The sequence below is a fragment of the Halalkalibacter lacteus genome, assembly GCF_036663595.1.
Taxonomy (GTDB): Bacteria; Bacillota; Bacilli; order Bacillales; family Bacillaceae_D; genus Halalkalibacter; species Halalkalibacter lacteus.
In genome coordinates, this window is the sequence record NZ_JAWRVL010000031.1 from 17,911 (window position 1) to 38,313 (window position 20,403).

Consider the following 20,403-nt stretch of genomic DNA (forward strand, 5'->3'; position numbering starts at 1 on the left):
ATGGTGAATAAAACGTTAAATGCACCAGAAGGCCTGCCAAGTGATGTTGAGCGTATAAAAGAAGAAAGTAACTATTTGCGTGGCACACTAAAAGAAACAATGCTAGATAGGATTAGCTCAGGGATTTCTGATGATGATAATCGATTAATGAAGTTCCACGGTAGCTATTTGCAAGACGACCGTGATTTACGTAATGAACGTCAGAAGCAAAAGCTTGAACCAGCATATCAATTTATGCTACGTGTTCGGACGCCAGGTGGCGTATCAACTTCGGAGCAATGGCTAGTTATGGACGAACTTGCTCAAAAATATGGAAATGGTACGTTAAAGCTAACAACTCGTCAGGCGTTTCAGATGCACGGGATTTTAAAATGGAATATGAAAAAGACGATCCAAGAGATTCATGCATCTCTTTTGGATACAATTGCGGCATGTGGTGATGTAAATAGAAATGTTATGTGTAATCCGAATCCAGATCAATCTGATATCCATTCTGAAGTATTTAAATGGTCGAAACAATTAAGTGATGACTTGCTGCCTCGCACTAGAGCGTATCATGAACTTTGGCTAGATGAAGAAAAAGTAGCTGGCACTCCAGAAATAGATGAAAGTGAACCAATGTACGGTCCGCTTTATTTGCCGCGGAAGTTCAAAATTGGTGTCGCGGTTCCACCGTCTAATGATGTCGATATCTATTCACAGGACCTTGGATTTATTGCGATTGTGGAAGATGAGAAGCTGGTTGGGTTTAACGTAGCAATTGGTGGTGGTATGGGTATGTCGCATGGTGACAAAGAAACCTACCCACAACTTGCCAAAGTTATCGGGTTCTGTAAGCCAGAGCAAGTTTATGATGTGGCAGAAAAAATCATTACGATTCAGCGCGATTACGGAAACCGCTCCGAACGTAAAAATGCTCGCTTCAAGTATACGGTTGATCGACTTGGGTTAGAAACGGTCATGGCTGAACTAGAAAAGCGCCTCGGGTGGAATTTAGATGAAGCAAAATCGTATCATTTTGACCATAATGGTGACCGCTACGGTTGGGTGAAAGGCATTAAAGGAAAATGGCATTTTACATTATTTGTCCAAGGTGGCCGTATTACAGATTTAAATGATTACAAACTTATGACAGGCTTGCGTGAAATTGCGAAAATTCATACGGGCGATTTTCGTTTAACAGCAAATCAAAATTTGGTTATTGCCAATGTGACAAGTCAGAAAAAGAAAAAAATTAACGAATTGATCGAACAATACGGATTAACTGATGGCAAACATTATTCAGCAATCCGCCGTAGCTCACTGGCTTGTGTTTCTCTTCCGACATGTGGACTGGCAATGGCAGAAGCAGAACGTTATTTGCCGGTTTTAATCGATAAAATCGATGAAATAATTGACGAAAACGGATTACGTGACGAAGAAATCACGATCCGTATGACTGGCTGTCCAAACAGCTGTGCTCGTCCAATACTTGGAGAAATTGGCTTTATTGGCAAAGCTCCTGGTAAATACAACATGTATCTTGGCGCAGCTTTTGATGGCAGTCGTCTAAGTAAAATGTATCGTGAAAACATTGGTGAAGCAGAAATTTTAAGCGAATTGCGAGTTCTTCTTTCCAACTTTGCGAAAGAAAGAAAAGAAGGCGAGCATTTCGGTGACTTTGTTATCCGTACTGAGGTTATTAAAGCAGTGACAGATGGTACAAATTTTCATGATTGATTTAGGGTGATAAAGAGACAGGAATACACTCCTGTCTCTTTATTGATGTCTAGGAAGGATGGATTAGTTTTACTAAGGCGGTGATTTGAGTATCTTTAGTTTATTTTTAATTTGAAGTAGCTTTTCATTTTGATTTGTATTAAACTCAACGTATTAAAAAACACCAAGTTTCAAACAATAATTTAACAAAGGGGGAGACGTTATGACAAAAGAAACAGAAAAAATGGAGCATGACATAAATATTGGTGATGAAATACAAGTAATAGAAGGTGAGTATAAGGAAGAAGAAGGGAAAGTTATTAATGTTTATAATAATACGGTAGCGATCGAATTTAATAACATTCTCACTAAAGACAAAAGTAAATACCGTACAGTTGTTAAACATGACAATTATAAGCGGTTAAAGTAAATATGATACTAGATCCCATATGACTTAAAATAGGCTACATACCATTTAGTAACTCGTTTTGTGTAAATGTTCAAAGAAGAGAGACCTCAAGACCAAATGAGGTCTCTTTTATTCTTTATTTGGATTCTAATAGATTAAATAGTCAGTCCATCTTCTACGTACCCTCTCTCGAGCAATAAATGATCTAGCTTTTGATCTGAATCGATAAACAGCGAAGAGAGTTTTTGGAAAATATATAATTGACTGGGTAGTGATTGGTGCTTTTATCCTGGTTGTTTACTTATTTGAGAATCAAAAGGGTTGTTTTATAGTAGTGATTTTGGGGATACATGGGGAAATTTGAATTTTTTATTAGAAATGACCTTATTATATGTATATCAGTGGATCATCCAACTGATCAGCAAAAACTAATAATTGGCTCAGCGCAAGAAAGTATATTTGAAACAGAAGACTTCGGTGAATCTTGGAATGTTCTTGCAGAAGGGGGACAGCCTAAGCGTTAAAGTCCTAAAAATTGATTAGTTACAAATAAATTTAATTTGAGAAGAGTTTGGAGGCGTATGGGAGTTTGACTCTTTAAATACTTTTATTAATAAAGGCAAAAAATAACCCTATGTCCAATTCATCTTCATATGCTTGTTCGATAAACTCTCGATGTAATTCATCTATAGCAAAATTAATTACTTTAAGTGGTGTGATTATCTATTCGTAATTTTATAAACAATAATGGTATACTTAAAGAATACATATTATCAATAATCTTTCATGTGATAGTAATATTATTAAAAATCCCTAAAAAGGAGGAATAGATTTGCTTACGAATCATTTGGATTTTAGGCTTGAACCGAAGTTTAAGGAACTTTATGACGAACACAAGAAAAGAGCAGAAAAAATAGATTGGGGCTACCACGACTATTTACCTTGGGATAAGGCTCAGGATTTCCGAAGGATTCCATGGGATCCTAGCCAAGTGACACTTCCGCAAGGAATGATCACCGCTGTAGAGACCGCTTTACTAACAGAAGTCAATTTGCCATGGTTTACATCTCACCTAGACCAAACCTTTAAAGGATCACTCTCTGTTATTAAGGATTTTGTCTATACATGGACTTCAGAAGAAGACCAACACTCAAACCTTTTAGAGACCTACCTGTTGATAACAAGAAACGTGAACCCAAAACGCCTTCACGAACTGCACAAGCAAACTGTAGAAGGAGGCTGGAAGCCAGACTTTCATACTCCGTTTGAAACGATGGTATATACGACCCTACAAGAATTAGCAACAATGGTTTTTTATAATAATGTAGCAAAAGTTGCCAGAGAACATGATAAAGATCTTTCGACTCTTCTTAGAAGACTAGCAAAAGATGAAACGCTCCACTATGCCTTCTATCGAGATGTTATAAAATTCCATTTGCAATTGGAACCGAATTATTGTTACTATCTTGGTCATGTTATAAAGAACTTCCAAATGCCAGGTACCGTTATGCCAGATTTTGAAGATCGAATGTCTATTATAGCCAAAGAAGCCAATTATGGTCCTTTGGAATATTTTGACCAAGTATTAGATGTAATTGTTGACTATTGGGAATTGGAGAAGTTAAGGCCCATTGCTCCAGAGGCAGAGAAAGCTCGACAGGATATCCTCAAGTACCATGCAAGACTTAAACGTGTGAGGGATCGTTTTTATAGTTCTACGAAGCGCAAATAATAACAAAGAGAATGCATACGTAAATTAATTATCCTGGAGGTAGAGAATCTTTCTTTGGTTTTGCAGAGATGATGATTCTAAAGGTGTTTTAGTTTTTAGTACACTTCATTCTTGGGAAATTGGAATAAATTAATTTAACCGAAAGCTTGGCGCTATTCATGCACCAAGCTTTCGGTTTTTATATGACACCTATTTATTAAAGGTAAAGGTAAAACAATCGGATGAAGAGGAAGAGATGTTCTTTTTTCTTTGATTCATACTGTCTGATTGTTTAAACCTTTTTGTTCCCATGTTAAATACGTATGCCTGATGTAGCTAATAATTTTTTAAATTCACTGACCGGCTAGTTTGTTGAAAAAGTGACAATTATTATCGAGTTCCCTTCCTCAAGATTTATCATAAATCCTAGATTCTGTCTGCGTTTTTCAGACAATCGATATCGATATACATATAATTATCTTCATCTCTAAACTTGATCTTCTTAAGTTTCATATCCACTTTATCTACTACGCCAGAATGCTACTATTATTTGCTCACAGTACCAAAGGTTCAAATGCTTTGAATTAGTTAGAATGCCGTATGAGGTAAAAGTTTCACGTACCGTATGATGAGGAAAGTTAAACAGCGGATACTGAAAGCGCTAGGATCACATTAATTTATAAAATAAGGAGAAAATAAGAAGATATTTTAGAGTTTGAAAAAAATATATATAGACAATTAATTTTCTGCCATGAGGTGATCCAATGAAGTTCGTAAAAATTAACAGTAAAAAAGGGGAAAAACCTATACCTGTAACAATTAAGAGTGGGAAAACGAAAGAAGGGGACCTTCAAATAAGATATTCTATAATTGAAACGGAGGAGCAAGCCACCTATATTCAGTATCCAGATAAAAAGTGAAGGTAAAAAAAGGATAAAATCCGTTTTTCACCTTTTTATAGTTTTTTTTTGAATATAGTTGTTAAAATTTGAATTAGACAAGGGAGAGATTACATAAATGGATACAAATAAATATTTCAACTTGACAAACTAAGGTGGCCCTTACTGCTGAAGGACGATCGTTTGTTGCGGATTGCCTCCAAAAAATAATTATTTATAAAATACAAGGTCATAAAAGGATAATACCAATCTCTTAAGGAAAATGATTTCAATTTTTTCTGGAAGAATGGGTACATTAATCCTATACCATCAGGAATAGGAGAGTACCTATGTTATTAGCAGCAATGTGGGGAGGAATAGCTGGATCTTCCCTCGTATTAGGTGCATTACTTGGAGTCTATAAGGACATTCCAAATAAAGTTTCTGCATTCGTTATGGCATTTGGAACAGGAGTCCTGATCGGAGCAGCGACCTTTGAGTTATTATCAGATGCTACTCGAGACGGTGGGATCCTTTATCCATCAATCGGTTTTTTGATTGGAGCTACTTTGTTTATATTGGCCGAGCTTTTTATTAGTAAAAAAGGTGGACAAGAACGAAAGCGCTCAAAAGAAAACCCATCAACCCACTCTGGGATGGCCATATTTATCGGAACGATCATAGATGCTATCCCGGAATCGGTCATTATAGGGGTAAGCCTACTTGAGAACAAAACTGTTAGCTGGGTTATTGTCATTGCTATTTTTATAAGTAATTTTCCTGAAGGATTATCTAGTAGCATAGGATTTAAAAAGGATGGGTATAGCAAAGGGAAAATATTAATCCTTTGGGTAGTGGTGATGATACTCTCCTCTGTTAGTTCTCTATTAGGGTTTGTTTTCATTGATCCTTCTTCGACTTTAGTCATAACAATCATTGGAGCTTTTGCGGCGGGTGGAATATTTGCAATGGTTTCTTCAACGATGTTACCGGAAGCATTTGAAGAAGGAGGCCCCATTGTAGGTTTTTTATCTGCATTAGGATTATTAACAGCTTTAATTCTTACATATTTTGAGTGAAATTTTAGTAATTCTATACGTGGAGATAACTTGAAAATAAAGTATTGCCATTTTTCAGTTTTATAGTTGAATGGGGTCTGTGAATGGTAACGAAACTAGGCGACAGCTATAAAGCATAGTCGCCTTTGAGAATCAAAAACCACATTTATCAACCCAAAATCGCTTAAATCTTTTTCAAGAAGAACTAATAGACATTCAGAATCGGTGTTTGTCAATATAGTTGTCGTATTTGTTACTTTAGTGATTTCCCAAAATATCATCATTCCCCGAATTCAGTCAAGGCTACCGCACTACGCTTGCTGCCTAGTCATTTGAATCGAAAGGAAACCCACATTTTCGATTCAAGGTATTAAGGTTCTGAACATTAATGATTTGGCAAATGCAATGAAACCTATTGTCCTACCCGGTGAAAAACTTATGGTACAAATCATAAAGCATGGAAAAGAATATCATCAAGGTATTGCCTATCTTAATGATGGGACAATGATCGTAGTTGATGATGGCCAAGAACATATAGGGCAGAATGTAATTGTTGTTGTTACGAAGGCATTACAAACAAGTTCAGGGCGAATGATTTTTGCAAAGCCTATTTGCATTTAATTCTCATAGTCTTTTAGATTGTGAAATGTTACACTTAAAATAAATGAGCCGGATAGTGGTGCGTGTTTCTACCATAAATGGAGAATGATCGCATTACTCTGAGATAACAAAAGCTTATATACAAGCATAAAAATAAACATAGAAAAAGCTTAATATCTGAATGAATATAAATGTAAAAGGACATAAAAATCTGTACAAGATATAAGTATGAAATGCTAATAATCGAAAAATGTACATACGTCTTTGTCTCTAAATTAAGACAAGAACGTATGTACATTGTAATTCTAAGAAAATTTTGTACTTTGTAGACAGTTTATGGAGGGAGAAGGATCCGTTTTGATTGATAATTGCGATTAAAGATTTTGTACATAAATTCGTGTCTTTACTGTACGTAGTTTTTGTCTTTGAACAGATAACAGCAAATCTAAATTCTTTATGTAGATATCACGTTCACATTATTACGTAAAATATAAATTTGACGTAATAATGTGAAAAGATTATTATGATGTTATAAGCTATACATTACGGAGGTGGTTATCTTGGAAAATCAAGGTCAGAAGCAGCATTACAAAAAACTTCAGAATATACTTCAGTATTTACCGTGGTATGTTGAAGAATATATCAATCACAAAAGAAGAAAATTATCTTCTGCTTCCTTACTAAACTATGCACATGATTATAAAATCTTTTTTAATTGGCTACGATCAGAAAACTTACATTCTGGTGACATAAAAGACATTCCTCTTGAACTATTAGAATCCCTTACCATTCAGCAAGCAGAAGGATTTTTAAGTTTTTTAGAATACCAATTGAACAACAAAGGAATTACAGTAAACCGTAAATTATCTGCTTTAAAGTCGCTCTTTAATTATCTTCAAAATATAGCAGAAACTCGAGATTTAACACCGTATTTAAGCCGTAATGTAATGGCAAAAATAGAATTTAATGAACTAAAAGATAGTATGGAGACGATTGCTAATAAAATGGAAGGGAAAATTCTACTCGGGGATGAATATGAAAAGTTCCGGCATTTCATTGCCAATGATTATGGCCAGTTTAATAAAAAGAATAAGAAATTATACAATTTTCATTTGTTAAATCGTGAACGTGATACCGCGATTGTATCACTAATTCTAGGCTCTGGCCTTCGCCTGTCTGAGGTCGTAAATTTAAATTTAGATGATATTGATCATAGCAAATATACAGCACGTGTAGTTCGAAAAGGAAACAAAGAACAATTTGTTTATTTTAGTAAGTTAGCTATGGATGATTTAAAAGAATATTTATCTATACGTGAAACTCGCTATAAAATTAAAAAAACGAATAAAGCTCTATTTGTAGCAGCTGCTATGGGACCAAAAGGAACTCCAAGAAGATTAACAGCTAGATCTATAGAAAAATTAATTGAAAAATATGCGACTGCTTTTGGTAAGCCAGCATTATCTGTTCATAAGCTAAGACATTCATTTGCTACAAGGTACCATATTGAAATAAATGATGTCCCTAAATTAAGAAGGCAGCTTGGGCATTCTTCAATTCAAACAACTATGATTTACACGCATATTGGAAATGATGATCTTAAACATGCTGTAGATAAGATGGATATACCAAAAGGTGATGACTAAGTCTTGGTTATTTCTATTTTTATAACTAACTGTTTCTAGTTTACATAACATATATTATCGGAATCACTAAAATAAATTTAAATTCTGTCTCAAATATTAAGTATACTTTTAATTTTGAGACAGAATAAAAAATGGATTCTAAATTTTTTTATTGATATTCCACATCTGAACTATCTAATCCCCATATTAATTTGATGAAAATCTGCAGATCCTTTTATATAAATAACTGAACTACTGAATCCATTAATATTATCAGTAAAATAAGAACTTCCTTTTATTACTATGAGCGATTCAGTAATCCCCTTATTCATATTATTAAAAGTTGCATTTCCACCAACATATATGTTGGTGTTACGTATCCCGTTAAGTGGTTGATCAAATGTCGCGTTCTCCGTTATATATAAATTTGAATCATTAATTCCGTTGTTTATATTCTTAAACTCTCCGGAACCACCTACATAAATTTCAGTATTCTCAATTTCGTGTATCGTACTTTTAAATTGAACCTCCCCCGCAACATATAGCCTAGAGTTAACAATACCGTCATACACTATTGGTTTTTATTCAGATTATTCAGTTATTGGCATCCTGATTTCCTGGGCAAGCGCATAAACCAACAAAAAAGTCAATATATCGAGCTAGGTTTTCGACAAAAACTCGAGTAATTAATAAAATAACACCTTAATCAAACGTTTGTTTAATTTTGAAAACAAAATAGTAGCAGAGTAATAACTCAAACTGCTAATAAAATTAACATTATGTTTCCTTATTTGCTAAGATTTGTATTCCGGATAAATACGTATCAATTAATAAATTCAAGCTTTCATTTTGGTCTAATGAAAGGTCAAATCTCCCATGTTGCTCAAGAGAAGCAAATCCGTGTAAAAATACTACGCAACCCCCTTACGACATAAATTGCTTCGTTGTCATTAAAATTATAGGGGCCGAATGAGGTTAAAGCTACACTCATAGTTATTAGGTTTATAAATTGAAATGTAATTTCATTTTTAAACAATAATGATTGTTTAAATTTTATCTTTAATGTAAAAGTTATAAGTGATAACAAAGGGAGTGAAATTATGGTTTATCTCTTATTACTTGTTGGATTTGTCTTACTAATTAAAGGGGCGGATTACTTTATAGATGGTTCATCCAATATTGCAAGTTTATTCAAAGTCCCTCCGCTTATTGTAGGTCTTACGATTGTAGCCTTCGGAACAGGTGCCCCTGAAGCAACCGTGAGTATTATAGCGGCATTAGAAGGTAGTGCAGATGTAACAATCGGAAACATTGTCGGAAGTAATATATTAAATATTTCCTTAGTCGTTGGAATAACTGCATTTATTTTTCCTTTATCTGTTGAGAGGCCAACGATAAAAAAAGAAATTCCATTTGCTTTTTTAGCAACAATTGTTCTATTCGTATTAATAAGTGATCAATCGCTTGAAATGACAAATGAAAATTTAATCACTAGAAGTGACGGGATTATTTTCTTATTGTTTTTTTCTATCTTTTTATATTATGTGATTGAAGCTGCTAGAAACAGTCGTGAAAAAGCGTCTGATGAAACTGTAAATGTTGAGGAAACAGGTAGTTGGGGTAAGAATATACTGCTAACAGTAGGTGGCTTAGCTGCCATTATTTTTGGTGGTTATTTAGTCGTAGAAAATAGTACAGAAATCGCTTACCGGTTTGGTATGAGTGAAACATTAGTCGGATTAACTATCGTTGCTATTGGTTCTTCCTTACCTGAACTGATTACATCGATTACAGCGGCAATGAAGAAGGAAAGTGAAATCGCCTTAGGAAACATTGTCGGGAGTTCAATCTTTAATATTCTTTTTGTTCTAGGGATAGCTTCAATCATCTCTCCTCTTCCTGTAAATGGTAAATTATTTTTGGATATTATTATCTTGCTAATCTTAACTGTTTTCTTATTTATCTTTTCAAGAACTCATTATAAAGTGGGTAAATATGAAGGTATGGCCTTAACCATTTTTTATTTGGCTTACCTCATCTACATCATTATGAGGAACTAGTTTTCAGGTGACTTTTAGACTTTATTGACAATCCCAATCCCCTCTTTGTGAGAGATTAGGATCATTGGTTGAGAAAATTCACAGTTTTATTTTGACCTCAGAACATGATGAGGGAATACGAAAGAAAGCTATCAAGAAGCTTATATAATTGTAAAAAGAAATCGGCAATGAATACGGTTTATAGATATTAAATTAGAATTCGCCTATAAAAAAGCGATTGCTTTATTCAGGCAATCGCTGTTTTATCCTTCTATTTGTTTATTCTTTTTTATCAATCTGTTCTTATATCGATCACCAAGGATCTGTTGCACCAATCCAAAGCGCAGACTTAATAATAAATAAGTAATACCTCCAACTGAAACACCCACAATTAACACTATTACTGTATTCATCCATGTTTCTAGAGGAAACAATTGTTGAAAATAACTAGAGGCAACAACAACATAAAGACCCATAATTCCAACAAAAAGCAGAATCAACCTTGTTTGATTTATCAATTGACTATATTGATAATTTGCAAATTTACCTATCGCCGATAATGTTATGACAACAGCAACACCAAACCCAACATAAGTCGCTAATATTCCGCCTAGAGATCCAAAATGATACAACAAGATATAATTCAATGAAACTTTGACTAGAAGCCCGCAGATAAGCGCCAAAACAGAATATTTCTGCTTGTTTAATCCCTGTAAAATTGCACATGATATAGAGAACAATGCGAAAAACAATGCAATCGGTGCATAATACCGTAAAACCATTCCCCCCATATCAATATCATCTAATTTAAATAATGTCCCGAAAGCTGGATATGATAGCGCAGAAAGACCAACAACAGCTGGGATAGTAAAAAACAGTATAATTTTAAAAGTTTTTGTAATTTGTTCTTGAAGTGCTGATTGATCACCTGTTACAAACGATTTTGTTATCGTTGGTATTAACGTGATGGAAAAAGCAGTCGCTAAGGTCATCGGGATCAAAATAACTTTATGAGCTGTTTGTGTGAAAATAGCAAAAAATGTATCGGCTTCATCTTGTGACATGAACCCACTTTGTGTCAATGCATTGCTGACAGTAAACATATCGATCAGTTGAAAAAATGGAATAGCTAAACCGACGAAAGAGATTGGCAACGCATATCCGATGACTTCTTTGTACATATCTGTTAACGAAATCGAATGAGTAACTGTACTTTCCCTTACTTCTTTCATAATGAACGAACGACGTTTTAACCAATAAAAAAGTAAAACAGCCATACCACCTAATGCGCCAACAAAAGCACCTAAAGTAGCGATACCAACAGCAGTTCCTAGCTCACCGCCCATAATATTAAAGATTACAACTGTAGAAAATAAGATAAAAGCAATTCTAAAAATTTGCTCGATCACTTGCGAAACAGCGGTTGGACCCATTGATTGATGGCCTTGAAAATAACCTCGGATAATGGCCATAACTGGTACAATTAATAATGCGATACTGACCATCCGAATCGTAAATACAATATCATCTATAGTATATCCTTCAAGTTCACTTGGTTCATTTATCACCCAGTTGGAAATAATGGGAGCTGAAATATATAAAATTAAAAAGGCAATAAAACCATTCACAAACATAAATAACATGCCCGATTTCAATAAACGATATCCTGTTTTATAGTCTCCAGCTGCCCTATATTTTGATACAAACTTTGAAACAGCCATTGGAATACCTAGTGTTGCCAAGCTTAGCATGACACTATATGGAATAAAGCCATATCCATAGATAGCATTCCCTGCTTGACCAACAATTGCAGTAAATGGAATAACATAAAGTAATCCTAACAATCTTGAAAGAAATGTGGCACCGGTTAACAACGCAGTTCCTCGTAAAAGCTTAGAATCTGACATCTTTTTTCCCCTCGTTTTTCACTAATAAATTTCAATTGCCTGACACGTTCCATATTATAGCATAACGTTTTGCATAGCATTGATGAGAAATTAACCCTTTTCAATTTGTGCAAAAGGAAAAAACCAAACCTAAACGAAGTTGTTTACGTTTGGTTTTTTAATTATCAATTCTAACCATAGCTATTACTTTATTACCGATTCAGTATACTAAAGCGTATTATTTCGCTAAAAAGATGATCGCGATTTGTTTCAATCATACAAACATAATCATAAATAGATGATATTCAAATGCTGTATGATGGGGTTAAAATCTCCCTTTTTAATAGTTAGACGATAAAGCAGGAGATGGATCGTTTTATTTTTTTATACAAGGTTTTTTCTTGAAACGTTTTTCATGCCTAAAATAGATTACGGAAAATACGAATAATCAACTTCGGAAAAAATGCCATTACATTCCAAATAATTGAAATAGCAATAGAATCTCGAACTTCAAGCAATATTTGTTTTGAAAAATGTGAAATTTTATATTTTTGTTCTTTTTTCATCTTAATCTCCTTTATATTTTCAATCCTTGCCATTGATAATTTCACTTATTTATTATAAAAACATGTAATACTATAAATCGATTGAAGCTGCTGTATAATAGCTATTTTAGATCGTTTTTAATCCGGAAAAGCCGCGATATTCATAATTGAATTATATTGCAATACAAAATAATACAACGTATACTTAAGTTATATAAGCATAGGATAAATAAACCGACGGTGCTGGTAACACCATCGGTTATTGCAAAAGAACTGCCCTTCAAGGGGGCGGCAGATCACACAATTTCTTCGATCCACCCAGCTTCTCTAGAGCAAGGGTGGATTATTTTTTATCCTTTGACGTAAGGATCACAACCACTAATGTTGCAAAAGCAATCATTAGCATTAATGATTCAAATACTGTCATTGGCCTCACCCCCTTTCAACTGGGGATGCCTTATTCTAGAAAACAGATGTTGCTTTTGCTCGGCCACTTTGACCTATTGTTGCGATCATTCATGATGGACGATATAGTTTTAAAAAACCGACTCTAATCAACAGAATCGGTTTTTTATTTCGATTATTTGATTCCTCCAGCAGGGTGATAGGCTGGAGGAATTTTTAACCAGCCTCGCTTTTTCTTTACCTTTCTTAATGTCGCACTAAACACAAGTAATTCAGCTTGAAATTCAGCCCACATCATTCCAACATCATTTCGGATAGCCTGAGCTTGTCCTGTGGCACATTCTACAAGCGAAGCTGCTACTTTTATTGCGAGGCCGTTTGCTAGTTCATCATCAGTCATTTTCACACCTAGAGGAACATCAATAGGTGAAGAATCCGGCTTGGGTGGTGATGTCTGAGGAAGTGATACCCCTTCTTTAATTAGAAATTTTTCTAAACGATCACTTTGTTCTTTACACATTTTTTGTGCATCTTTTAACAGATCAACCACTTCTGAATCAGTTGTTGTGTTTAAACCGTCTCTTCAAACCTTAACATATCTTTCATTGCTGTAAAATAAGTCCAACACGTCATAACTTCACCAATATGCAACGGTGATTCTTGACCACTAGAAGATTTTAAAATATTCCAAAATGCCTCAAATGGATTTGACATTTTTTCACCTCCGTCCCTTTCATTTTCTCCTAAGATAAAAAAAGTTATGTGATTCCATCCGTTCGTACAATAAAATATAAAAGTGACATGCGATATAACTCGCATGTCACTTTTAATGGGTTTATCTATTATTCTCCGAAATCCACATTATGGTACACTTGCTGAACATCTTCTAAATCTTCTAATGCCTCGATTAATTTCTCAAATTGTGTTTGATCTTCTTCTGAAAGTGCTACATCATTTTGCGCTAGCATTGTAAATTCGGCCACTGTAAACTCAGTGATATTCACTTTTTTAAAGGCTTCTTGTACTTCATGAAACTGATCAGGCTCAGCATAAACGATAATTGAATCATCTTCTTCTATGATGTCGCGAACATCCACGTCTGCTTCTAGCAAGATTTCTAATACTTCATCTGCCGTTTTTCCTTCAAGACCAATCACAGCCGTTGCATCAAACATAAATGCTACTGATCCACTTACTCCCATATTGCCGCCATTTTTTTTGAAGGCAGAGCGTACTTCAGCTGCAGTACGATTCACGTTATTTGTTAATGCATCAACAATAATCATTGATCCGTTTGGTCCAAAGCCTTCATAACGAAGTTCGTCATAGCTTTCTTCTGAACCACCTTTTGCTTTTTCAATTGCGCGGTCAATAATTGCTTTCGGGACACTGTATGTTTTTGCTCGCTCAAGGACAACCTTTAAAGCCCGATTTGATTCTGGATCAGGTTCACCTTGTTTTGCAGCTACATAAATTTCTCGTCCAAACTTTGCATATATACGACTCGTATTTGCATCTTTTGACGCTTTTTTTTCTTTAATATTATTCCATTTACGGCCCATCATGAACACTCGCTTTCAAGTTTATATGTATATAAAAATGATAATATGAATAAGCTCATTCTTCAACATCAAATGAACAAAACAATAGGAAGTTCGTTAAAAAGAAATTCGAATTGAAGAGATGGCATTTTTCACTTGTTTTATTATACAGTAAGATTCATAGTTAGGTGATTTTTACTTGTTTTGTTTTTAATTTTAAAAAAAATACAGTATGTGAAATTAAACATAGGTTGACTAACTTATATAGATCAGACGTCTAATAGGCCTAATCACATTGTTTATCACTTGTTAAACAAAAGGCAAACATATATTGAGTTGGGTGTAGATTACTTTGATCGACGAAAGAAAGAAATTGTAATAAAGCAATCTATTAAACGATTAGAGACTTTTGGCTGTAAAGTAACGGTTGAGGATGTCGCGTAATTTATATGTGAAAACTATAAAATCATTAAGTAGCCTAGATTCTAAAAAAAATAGATTTTCTAGGTCTAGTTTCGTATTGCCAAAAAGGCTCTTTTCCCGGTGTTTTTTTCAGGATAGTTTAAGTACAAATCTTTACAATTTAATTCAACTTTATGCCTACTTTTTGAACTATTATTGAAAATTTCAAAATCAATTTTATTGCTAAAAATCCAATAATGCTCCCTGTGCTGTTTAATATTACATCGTCTATATCAAATTGCCCTATAGCCTAACAAGAAACCAATCAATTTTTGTTCTTCATCGTATATACCAATACCTAAAAATTTTCGATTATTAAAAATATCAGTTAATCGTTCTTTTGCATCGCTCTCTTCCCAACCATCATTCCAAGGTTCACCGTTAAAAACATTAGTATAAAGTTTAGTACACTCTTCAATATTTTCTTCTAAAAGCATATTTATCTTATAATTCACTCTCTATATCCCCTCTCGCTTCTTCAACATAACTGCCAGTTTAAGTGAAAGTCTGCACAATCTCAATTATTATTCTAATGAAATACGTGAAAACGTTCCTCACGAATCTGGCTCAATTCATTAAGAAGGGCGCATTTCTTGCTCCAGAAATGCGCCCTATAATGAAACAACTATAAACTCTCTGGTAAATGATGTTTATACATCTCTAATACATCTGTATGTTCATTTAACACAGCTATTGTTTTTGGATGTGGTTTTGCATAAATAACAGGGTAATCTTTTTCGTCAAATTCCTCTTGAGCAGCAAAAGCTAATTGTTCTTCATCAATTGAAAATTGGGCATCAATCCCCTTTTTATTTCCACGTGCATCTAATCTTACCCATTTATTCAGCGATTGAAAGAAAACAGCATTTAAAGCATGGATACAATAACCTTTTTCTGGCGTATCAAACAACATCAATCTTTGATAACAGAAACCTGTTGGTATTCCTTGAGACCTTAATAAAGAAGCTAATAGATTTGATTTTGCATAGCAAATTTCTTCTTTATAAGCTAATACATCTGATGCATTACAAGTAACACGTTTCCCCTGAATATCCCAAGAGTGAGATATTGCATCACGCACAAATTCAAAAGCTACTTTTGCTTTTTCAATTTCTGTTTGATTCGGATTAAAAAATTCCTCAACTTTTCCTTCTATCATCGGATTAGAATAATTAACTTCATTTAATTCAAGCAAATAATCTTCTAAATTATCAGTGTCACATATTAGATGCACTAGCTCCACTCCTCAATCAATTATTGTGATGCTTGCCCTAATTGAGTCTCTTCATCATAGAAACAACTTTTATATTTATACCGTTTGGTTTATGTACAACTTCCTCATCATAGATTCCATACCCAATAGAACGATATAACTTTATATTTTTAGGCACAGTCATTCGAACTTTGCAAAATATCGTAGTTACTTCTTTTTTTATTGCGAAATCTTCTAAAGACCTTACTATTTTTTTCGCAATACCAAGACCTTGTTTTTCTGGAATTACTGATAGTCTATAAAAATATAAACCCTCTTCTTTTAATTGAAAACGAACCATTCCAACTGGTTGATTATCAACATAACTAATTAAACCTTGCTCTCTGTCTTTTAAGGCAATTAAAACAGATTGTACAGTTTCCTCCAAAGCGCTTGAAGGTGGTACTTCGTCTTTATATTTCAAAAATGCCTTGATCATTAAGTCGTGTATTATTGGTGCATCTGATACCTCAGCAAATTTTACCTCCAATTTATATCCCTTCCTTTTTAGTTATAAACATACAATTAATTGTATGTTTAATCAATAGAGAGATATAGCTTTACTATCTAAAAATTCACTCTTTTAATCAAGAATATGGCCCTTTACCTGAAGAAAGACACTTTCCTTGATACAGAAAAGCGCCCGTTTCTAGAATAAACAAGAAGCTCATATTAATTTTATTAAACAGCAATCCAGTTTTCACCTTACCTTGCTTCTCTTTATAAATTATAATGAAAGTATTAAATCTTCATAGGCAGGTATAAAATGAATAAACAATCAATCGTGTTTACTGGAGGCGGATCTGCAGGGCATGTTACTCCTAATATCGCCATCATAAATGAACTTTCAAAAGAAAAATGGACCATTCATTATATAGGATCGAAAAAAGGAATTGAAAAAGAACTAATTTCTGCAATGCATATCCCATATTACGGAATTAGCAGTGGGAAGCTCCGGCGGTACATGGATGCAGAAAATGTGAAGGATCTGTTTCGTGTATTAAAAGGTATTGTGGAAGCAAGAAAGTTACTGAAAAAGATAAAACCTAAACTAGTTTTTTCAAAAGGAGGCTTTGTCTCTGTTCCAGTTATCATTGCTGCCAGTTCACTAAAAATACCAATATATATACATGAAAGCGATTTGACTCCAGGTTTGGCCAATAAAATTTCTCAGCGTTTTGCTGCAAAGGTCCTTACTTCTTTTGAAGAAGCAGCGATGCATTTTCCAGCACATAAAACGGTTGCCATCGGTTCTCCAATAAGGAGGGAGATTTTTTTAGGTGATAAGGAAAGAGGAAGAAAGTTTCTTGGTTTTAAAAAAGAAAAGCCCATTTTAACTGTAATGGGAGGCAGCTTGGGAGCTAAAAAAATTAATGAAACAATTAGAGATTCCCTAAAGGAGCTTACTTCCCAATACCAAATCGTCCATCTATGCGGAAAAGGGCAAAAAGATGAGAGTTTAAATAACATTACAGGTTACCAGCAATTCGAATACGTAAACAAAGAACTCCCTGATATCCTTGCTGCAACAGACACTATCGTTTCAAGGGGAGGATCGAACGCCATTTTTGAATTTCTAGCTTTAAAAATCCCCATGCTAATTATCCCTCTGACCAAAAAACAAAGCAGAGGCGACCAAATTTTAAACGCAGAATCCTTTACTAAAAAAGGATACGCACTGACATTGGAAGAAGAAAAATTAACAAAAAACAGCCTCATCCAATCATTGAAAAACCTCGAAGAAAGCAGAGGGAAAATTATAATTTCCATGGAATCTTCACCTATGGGTGACGCGCTTTCAGTTTTGATAAAAGACATTCAAAAATAATCATTAATATAGTTTTAAAACCCGGCTGCTTTTAGGGGGAGTGACAGAATAGCTTAGCTGTCACTCCCCTTTAAAAAAGCATCTCTGCTTATTACATAAAAGCGCCCTTTCGTACAAGAAATCATTTTTTGGTTATACTGATTGCTTTAACTCCGTCATTGTTAATAAAGAATGTAATAGTAATAGTAAACCTTCATTAGATAAGTTTTCACTTCCCGATTGTTGTCTATCAATTACACATAGCACATCTTTTACTTTAGCCCCGTATTCTTTTAAATCTTCAGCACTTAACTTAATTTGTCCACCTGTTGTAACAACGTCTTCAACAATACAAACCACTTTATCTTTAATGTCAATTCCTTCAGCAAGTTTACACGTTCCATATTCCTTTGCTTTTTTTCTCACAAACACTACTGGAATACCTGTTTTTAATGACAATGCAGTTGCAATCGGGATACCACCCTTTTCTAATCCTGCTAAAACTTCTGTACCAATAGGAATTAATTTAGATAGATGTTCTGCTATTTCTTGGAGTAATTTCGGATTAGATTCAAACAAATATTTATCGAAATATTCATTTGAAGTTTTTCCTGAGCGTAATTTAAATTCTCCAGTTAAATGTGATGCAATGTAGATTTCTTTTGCTAATTGACTCTTTTCCATTTTTTCACCCAGTCCACCTTATGTATAAAATATCTCTTTAATTTTATCACCTTTTTTGACTGTTTCTTCAATTATTGCGTCCATTCTTGAATAACAGACAAGCTTCTATTAGCTGGTTTTGCTAAAAAGGTGGTCACTAATTGACCACCTTTTACTCATACATTAACTTTATAATTAAGTGCTAACTCATCCCCTGGTAATCCCCTTATTCCCCAGTTATGTTTCGGTGTTTCAAAAATTGTTATCTCAACATCTTGAGGGGATATACTCAATTCACTATTTATACGTTCGAATAGTAGGTTAATTAAATGTTTTTTAGCTTCTACCGTTCGACCTTCAAACATACTAATCTCAATTACGGTATATGATTCAGTTCTTCCACTTGCAAAATAAAAATCTTCTTTGTCCATCGGGAAAAAGCGATGAAATTTCTTATCCGAAGGAAATTCAAGAGCTTCCACCATACACGAATGAATAACATTCGATAGCGTTTCCTTAATTGGATTTAACCTATCCTTAACCCCGAAAATTTTAATTTGTCCCATTCTCATCTCACCTTTCTCTCTCATCTAAACTCAACTCAACTCAACTCAGCTAACAATAGACACTTTTCTATAGAGAAGCAACAAATTCCTTCTTCAAGTATTGCCACCCGTTAGCTTAATAGCAATAGGTAAGACTTTGATGTAATCTCCATCTTTTCCCCTGCTCCACACCCAACGTGCGACTTTCACCGCATTAGGCGTTCCATCTTATTCTTTTAGACTAAATCAACTAAATTACAAACTTTACGAAATTGGTTTAGCTTCATCAATTGATTTCCATCTAATTGAAGAACGTTCCTATATCGTTTAATCGTCTTTCCACTTGTAGCATGGATTAATCTATGGACATCTTTGTGTACAATTACAAGATTGCTAAATTCATCTGTACCTCCCATATGTCGGGGCAATTTATGGTGACAGTGTACCTGTTCGGATGTTAAAAATCCCCCTGTTACTGCACATTTGCCTAATTGCATTGAGTACCTTGAAATTCTGTTATCTGCAACTTCTAGGTTGTTTTTGCTGTAAGGCTTTTGCAACATTTTGTTTATTTCTATGGCTATGTGAGTTCCGAGATTTTGATGAAGTTTGAGCCTTCCTTCTTTTGTATAGTTACATATATCTTGACTGAAGTTCATGGCATTGCTTGTTTGAATATCTCCTAAGGGAAATAAATATACACCAGCAATTTTATATGTTCTGAAGTTATTCTTATGAAGTCTCTTGTATGTTTCTGATGGTTTAATAGGTTTTCCATATTTGCCGATTGGTTTTAGACGATTATACATGGTTTTCATTAGACGATAGGCTATTTTTCCAAAGTCTATATTAATATGAGTTGCAACCTTGAAGTAATTTTTTATACCGAGAATATAAGCATTATAATCCATGACAGTTTTAGGTATTGGATTATTTTGGATTTCGCGAATTAAATATCTAAGTTTTTCTAGTATATCCTTCATCTTTTTGTCCATAACGTGTGTGTTGGCTACGTATTTTTTACGCTTGGTTACTGCTTTAAGAGAAAAACCTAGAAAATCGGATTTCCTTTTCCTAAGATTAGTAATCGCTGATTTCTCAGTAGATATATCAAGGTTTAATTGTTCCTTTAAGTATCCTTTGGTAGCATGGTATATTCTAATAGCTGATTTATGAGAGTTTGTGAAAATCTTGAAGTCATCTGTATTTGATAATCTAAAATTGAGCCACTTTTAAGGAATTCGATCACATAAAAAATGAGCCACATGATTTCCAATTA

The 20,403-nt window shown here is 34.1% G+C and carries 21 protein-coding genes and 2 pseudogenes; 10 read left to right on the plus strand and 13 right to left on the minus strand.

Annotated elements, in window-relative coordinates; translation table 11 throughout:
- The 8 genes and pseudogenes from cysI (at position 1) to xerS (ending at position 8,000) form a co-directional block, all read left to right on the plus strand.
- On the plus strand, positions 1–1,719 hold the full coding sequence (cysI, locus tag SAZ04_RS17970; protein WP_332697789.1) for an assimilatory sulfite reductase (NADPH) hemoprotein subunit: 1,719 nt from the start codon (positions 1–3) through the stop codon (positions 1,717–1,719).
- Between the two features lie 202 nt (positions 1,720–1,921).
- Positions 1,922–2,128, plus strand: a complete 207-nt coding sequence (locus tag SAZ04_RS17975; RefSeq protein ID WP_332697791.1) for a DUF2187 domain-containing protein — start codon at positions 1,922–1,924, stop codon at positions 2,126–2,128.
- 329 nt (positions 2,129–2,457) lie between these two features.
- Positions 2,458–2,631, plus strand: a complete 174-nt coding sequence (locus SAZ04_RS17980; RefSeq protein WP_332697793.1) for a hypothetical protein — start codon at positions 2,458–2,460, stop codon at positions 2,629–2,631.
- A gap of 308 nt (positions 2,632–2,939) precedes the next feature.
- Complete coding sequence (locus tag SAZ04_RS17985; protein WP_332697795.1) at positions 2,940–3,839, plus strand: acyl-ACP desaturase; 900 nt, start codon at positions 2,940–2,942, stop codon at positions 3,837–3,839.
- A gap of 743 nt (positions 3,840–4,582) precedes the next feature.
- Entirely contained in the window at positions 4,583–4,738 is a 156-nt protein-coding gene (locus tag SAZ04_RS17990) for a hypothetical protein (protein ID WP_332697797.1), read from the plus strand.
- Between the two features lie 308 nt (positions 4,739–5,046).
- Positions 5,047–5,775 carry a ZIP family metal transporter gene (locus SAZ04_RS17995; protein ID WP_332697799.1) on the plus strand — a complete coding sequence of 243 codons (729 nt, stop codon included), beginning with the start codon at positions 5,047–5,049 and terminating at the stop codon, positions 5,773–5,775.
- Positions 5,776–6,114: 339 nt separating this feature from the next.
- A pseudogene (locus SAZ04_RS18000) lies at positions 6,115–6,375 on the plus strand (TRAM domain-containing protein); the annotation flags it as partial.
- 539 nt (positions 6,376–6,914) lie between these two features.
- A complete protein-coding gene (gene xerS / locus SAZ04_RS18005) occupies positions 6,915–8,000 on the plus strand; it encodes a tyrosine recombinase XerS (protein WP_332697801.1) in 1,086 nt (361 codons plus the stop codon).
- 756 nt (positions 8,001–8,756) lie between these two features.
- Here the strand turns inward: xerS and SAZ04_RS23555 are convergent.
- Positions 8,757–8,879 (minus strand): annotated as a pseudogene (locus SAZ04_RS23555) (TetR-like C-terminal domain-containing protein); the annotation flags it as partial.
- 200 nt (positions 8,880–9,079) lie between these two features.
- Between SAZ04_RS23555 and SAZ04_RS18010 the strand changes: the two are divergent.
- A complete protein-coding gene (locus SAZ04_RS18010) occupies positions 9,080–10,039 on the plus strand; it encodes a calcium/sodium antiporter (protein ID WP_332697803.1) in 960 nt (319 codons plus the stop codon).
- A gap of 242 nt (positions 10,040–10,281) precedes the next feature.
- Here SAZ04_RS18010 and SAZ04_RS18015 read toward each other — a convergent pair whose 3' ends face one another.
- From SAZ04_RS18015 to SAZ04_RS18050, 9 genes are all read right to left on the minus strand, one after another.
- Complete coding sequence (locus SAZ04_RS18015) at positions 10,282–11,925, minus strand: putative polysaccharide biosynthesis protein (protein WP_332697805.1); 1,644 nt, start codon at positions 11,923–11,925, stop codon at positions 10,282–10,284.
- A 398-nt stretch (positions 11,926–12,323) separates the two neighbouring features.
- Complete coding sequence (locus SAZ04_RS18020; RefSeq protein WP_332697807.1) at positions 12,324–12,470, minus strand: hypothetical protein; 147 nt, start codon at positions 12,468–12,470, stop codon at positions 12,324–12,326.
- Between the two features lie 322 nt (positions 12,471–12,792).
- Complete coding sequence (locus SAZ04_RS23560) at positions 12,793–12,876, minus strand: putative holin-like toxin (RefSeq protein ID WP_431309030.1); 84 nt, start codon at positions 12,874–12,876, stop codon at positions 12,793–12,795.
- A 153-nt stretch (positions 12,877–13,029) separates the two neighbouring features.
- Positions 13,030–13,374, minus strand: coding sequence for a DUF3231 family protein (locus SAZ04_RS18025; protein ID WP_332697809.1), 345 nt, complete (start codon positions 13,372–13,374; stop codon positions 13,030–13,032).
- A gap of 50 nt (positions 13,375–13,424) precedes the next feature.
- Complete coding sequence (locus SAZ04_RS18030) at positions 13,425–13,568, minus strand: hypothetical protein (RefSeq protein ID WP_332697811.1); 144 nt, start codon at positions 13,566–13,568, stop codon at positions 13,425–13,427.
- A gap of 128 nt (positions 13,569–13,696) precedes the next feature.
- On the minus strand, positions 13,697–14,416 hold the full coding sequence (locus tag SAZ04_RS18035) for a YebC/PmpR family DNA-binding transcriptional regulator (RefSeq protein ID WP_332697831.1): 720 nt from the start codon (positions 14,414–14,416) through the stop codon (positions 13,697–13,699).
- Between the two features lie 674 nt (positions 14,417–15,090).
- Entirely contained in the window at positions 15,091–15,312 is a 222-nt protein-coding gene (locus tag SAZ04_RS18040; protein WP_332697813.1) for a hypothetical protein, read from the minus strand.
- Positions 15,313–15,482: 170 nt separating this feature from the next.
- Positions 15,483–16,091: a transglutaminase-like domain-containing protein gene (locus SAZ04_RS18045; RefSeq protein WP_332697815.1), complete on the minus strand. Its 609-nt coding sequence runs from the start codon at positions 16,089–16,091 to the stop codon at positions 15,483–15,485.
- A 37-nt stretch (positions 16,092–16,128) separates the two neighbouring features.
- Entirely contained in the window at positions 16,129–16,599 is a 471-nt protein-coding gene (locus SAZ04_RS18050; RefSeq protein WP_332697817.1) for a GNAT family N-acetyltransferase, read from the minus strand.
- Between the two features lie 276 nt (positions 16,600–16,875).
- Between SAZ04_RS18050 and murG the strand changes: the two genes are divergently transcribed.
- Entirely contained in the window at positions 16,876–17,937 is a 1,062-nt protein-coding gene (gene murG / locus SAZ04_RS18055) for an undecaprenyldiphospho-muramoylpentapeptide beta-N-acetylglucosaminyltransferase (protein ID WP_332697819.1), read from the plus strand.
- Between the two features lie 132 nt (positions 17,938–18,069).
- On the opposite strand, the gene pyrE is transcribed toward murG, so the two are convergent.
- From pyrE to SAZ04_RS18070, 3 genes are all read right to left on the minus strand, one after another.
- A complete protein-coding gene (pyrE, locus tag SAZ04_RS18060) occupies positions 18,070–18,600 on the minus strand; it encodes an orotate phosphoribosyltransferase (protein WP_332697821.1) in 531 nt (176 codons plus the stop codon).
- 155 nt (positions 18,601–18,755) lie between these two features.
- On the minus strand, positions 18,756–19,145 hold the full coding sequence (locus SAZ04_RS18065) for a tautomerase family protein (protein WP_332697823.1): 390 nt from the start codon (positions 19,143–19,145) through the stop codon (positions 18,756–18,758).
- 215 nt (positions 19,146–19,360) lie between these two features.
- Positions 19,361–20,107 carry an HNH endonuclease signature motif containing protein gene (locus SAZ04_RS18070; protein WP_431309029.1) on the minus strand — a complete coding sequence of 249 codons (747 nt, stop codon included), beginning with the start codon at positions 20,105–20,107 and terminating at the stop codon, positions 19,361–19,363.
- Positions 20,108–20,403: the final 296 nt, after the last annotated feature.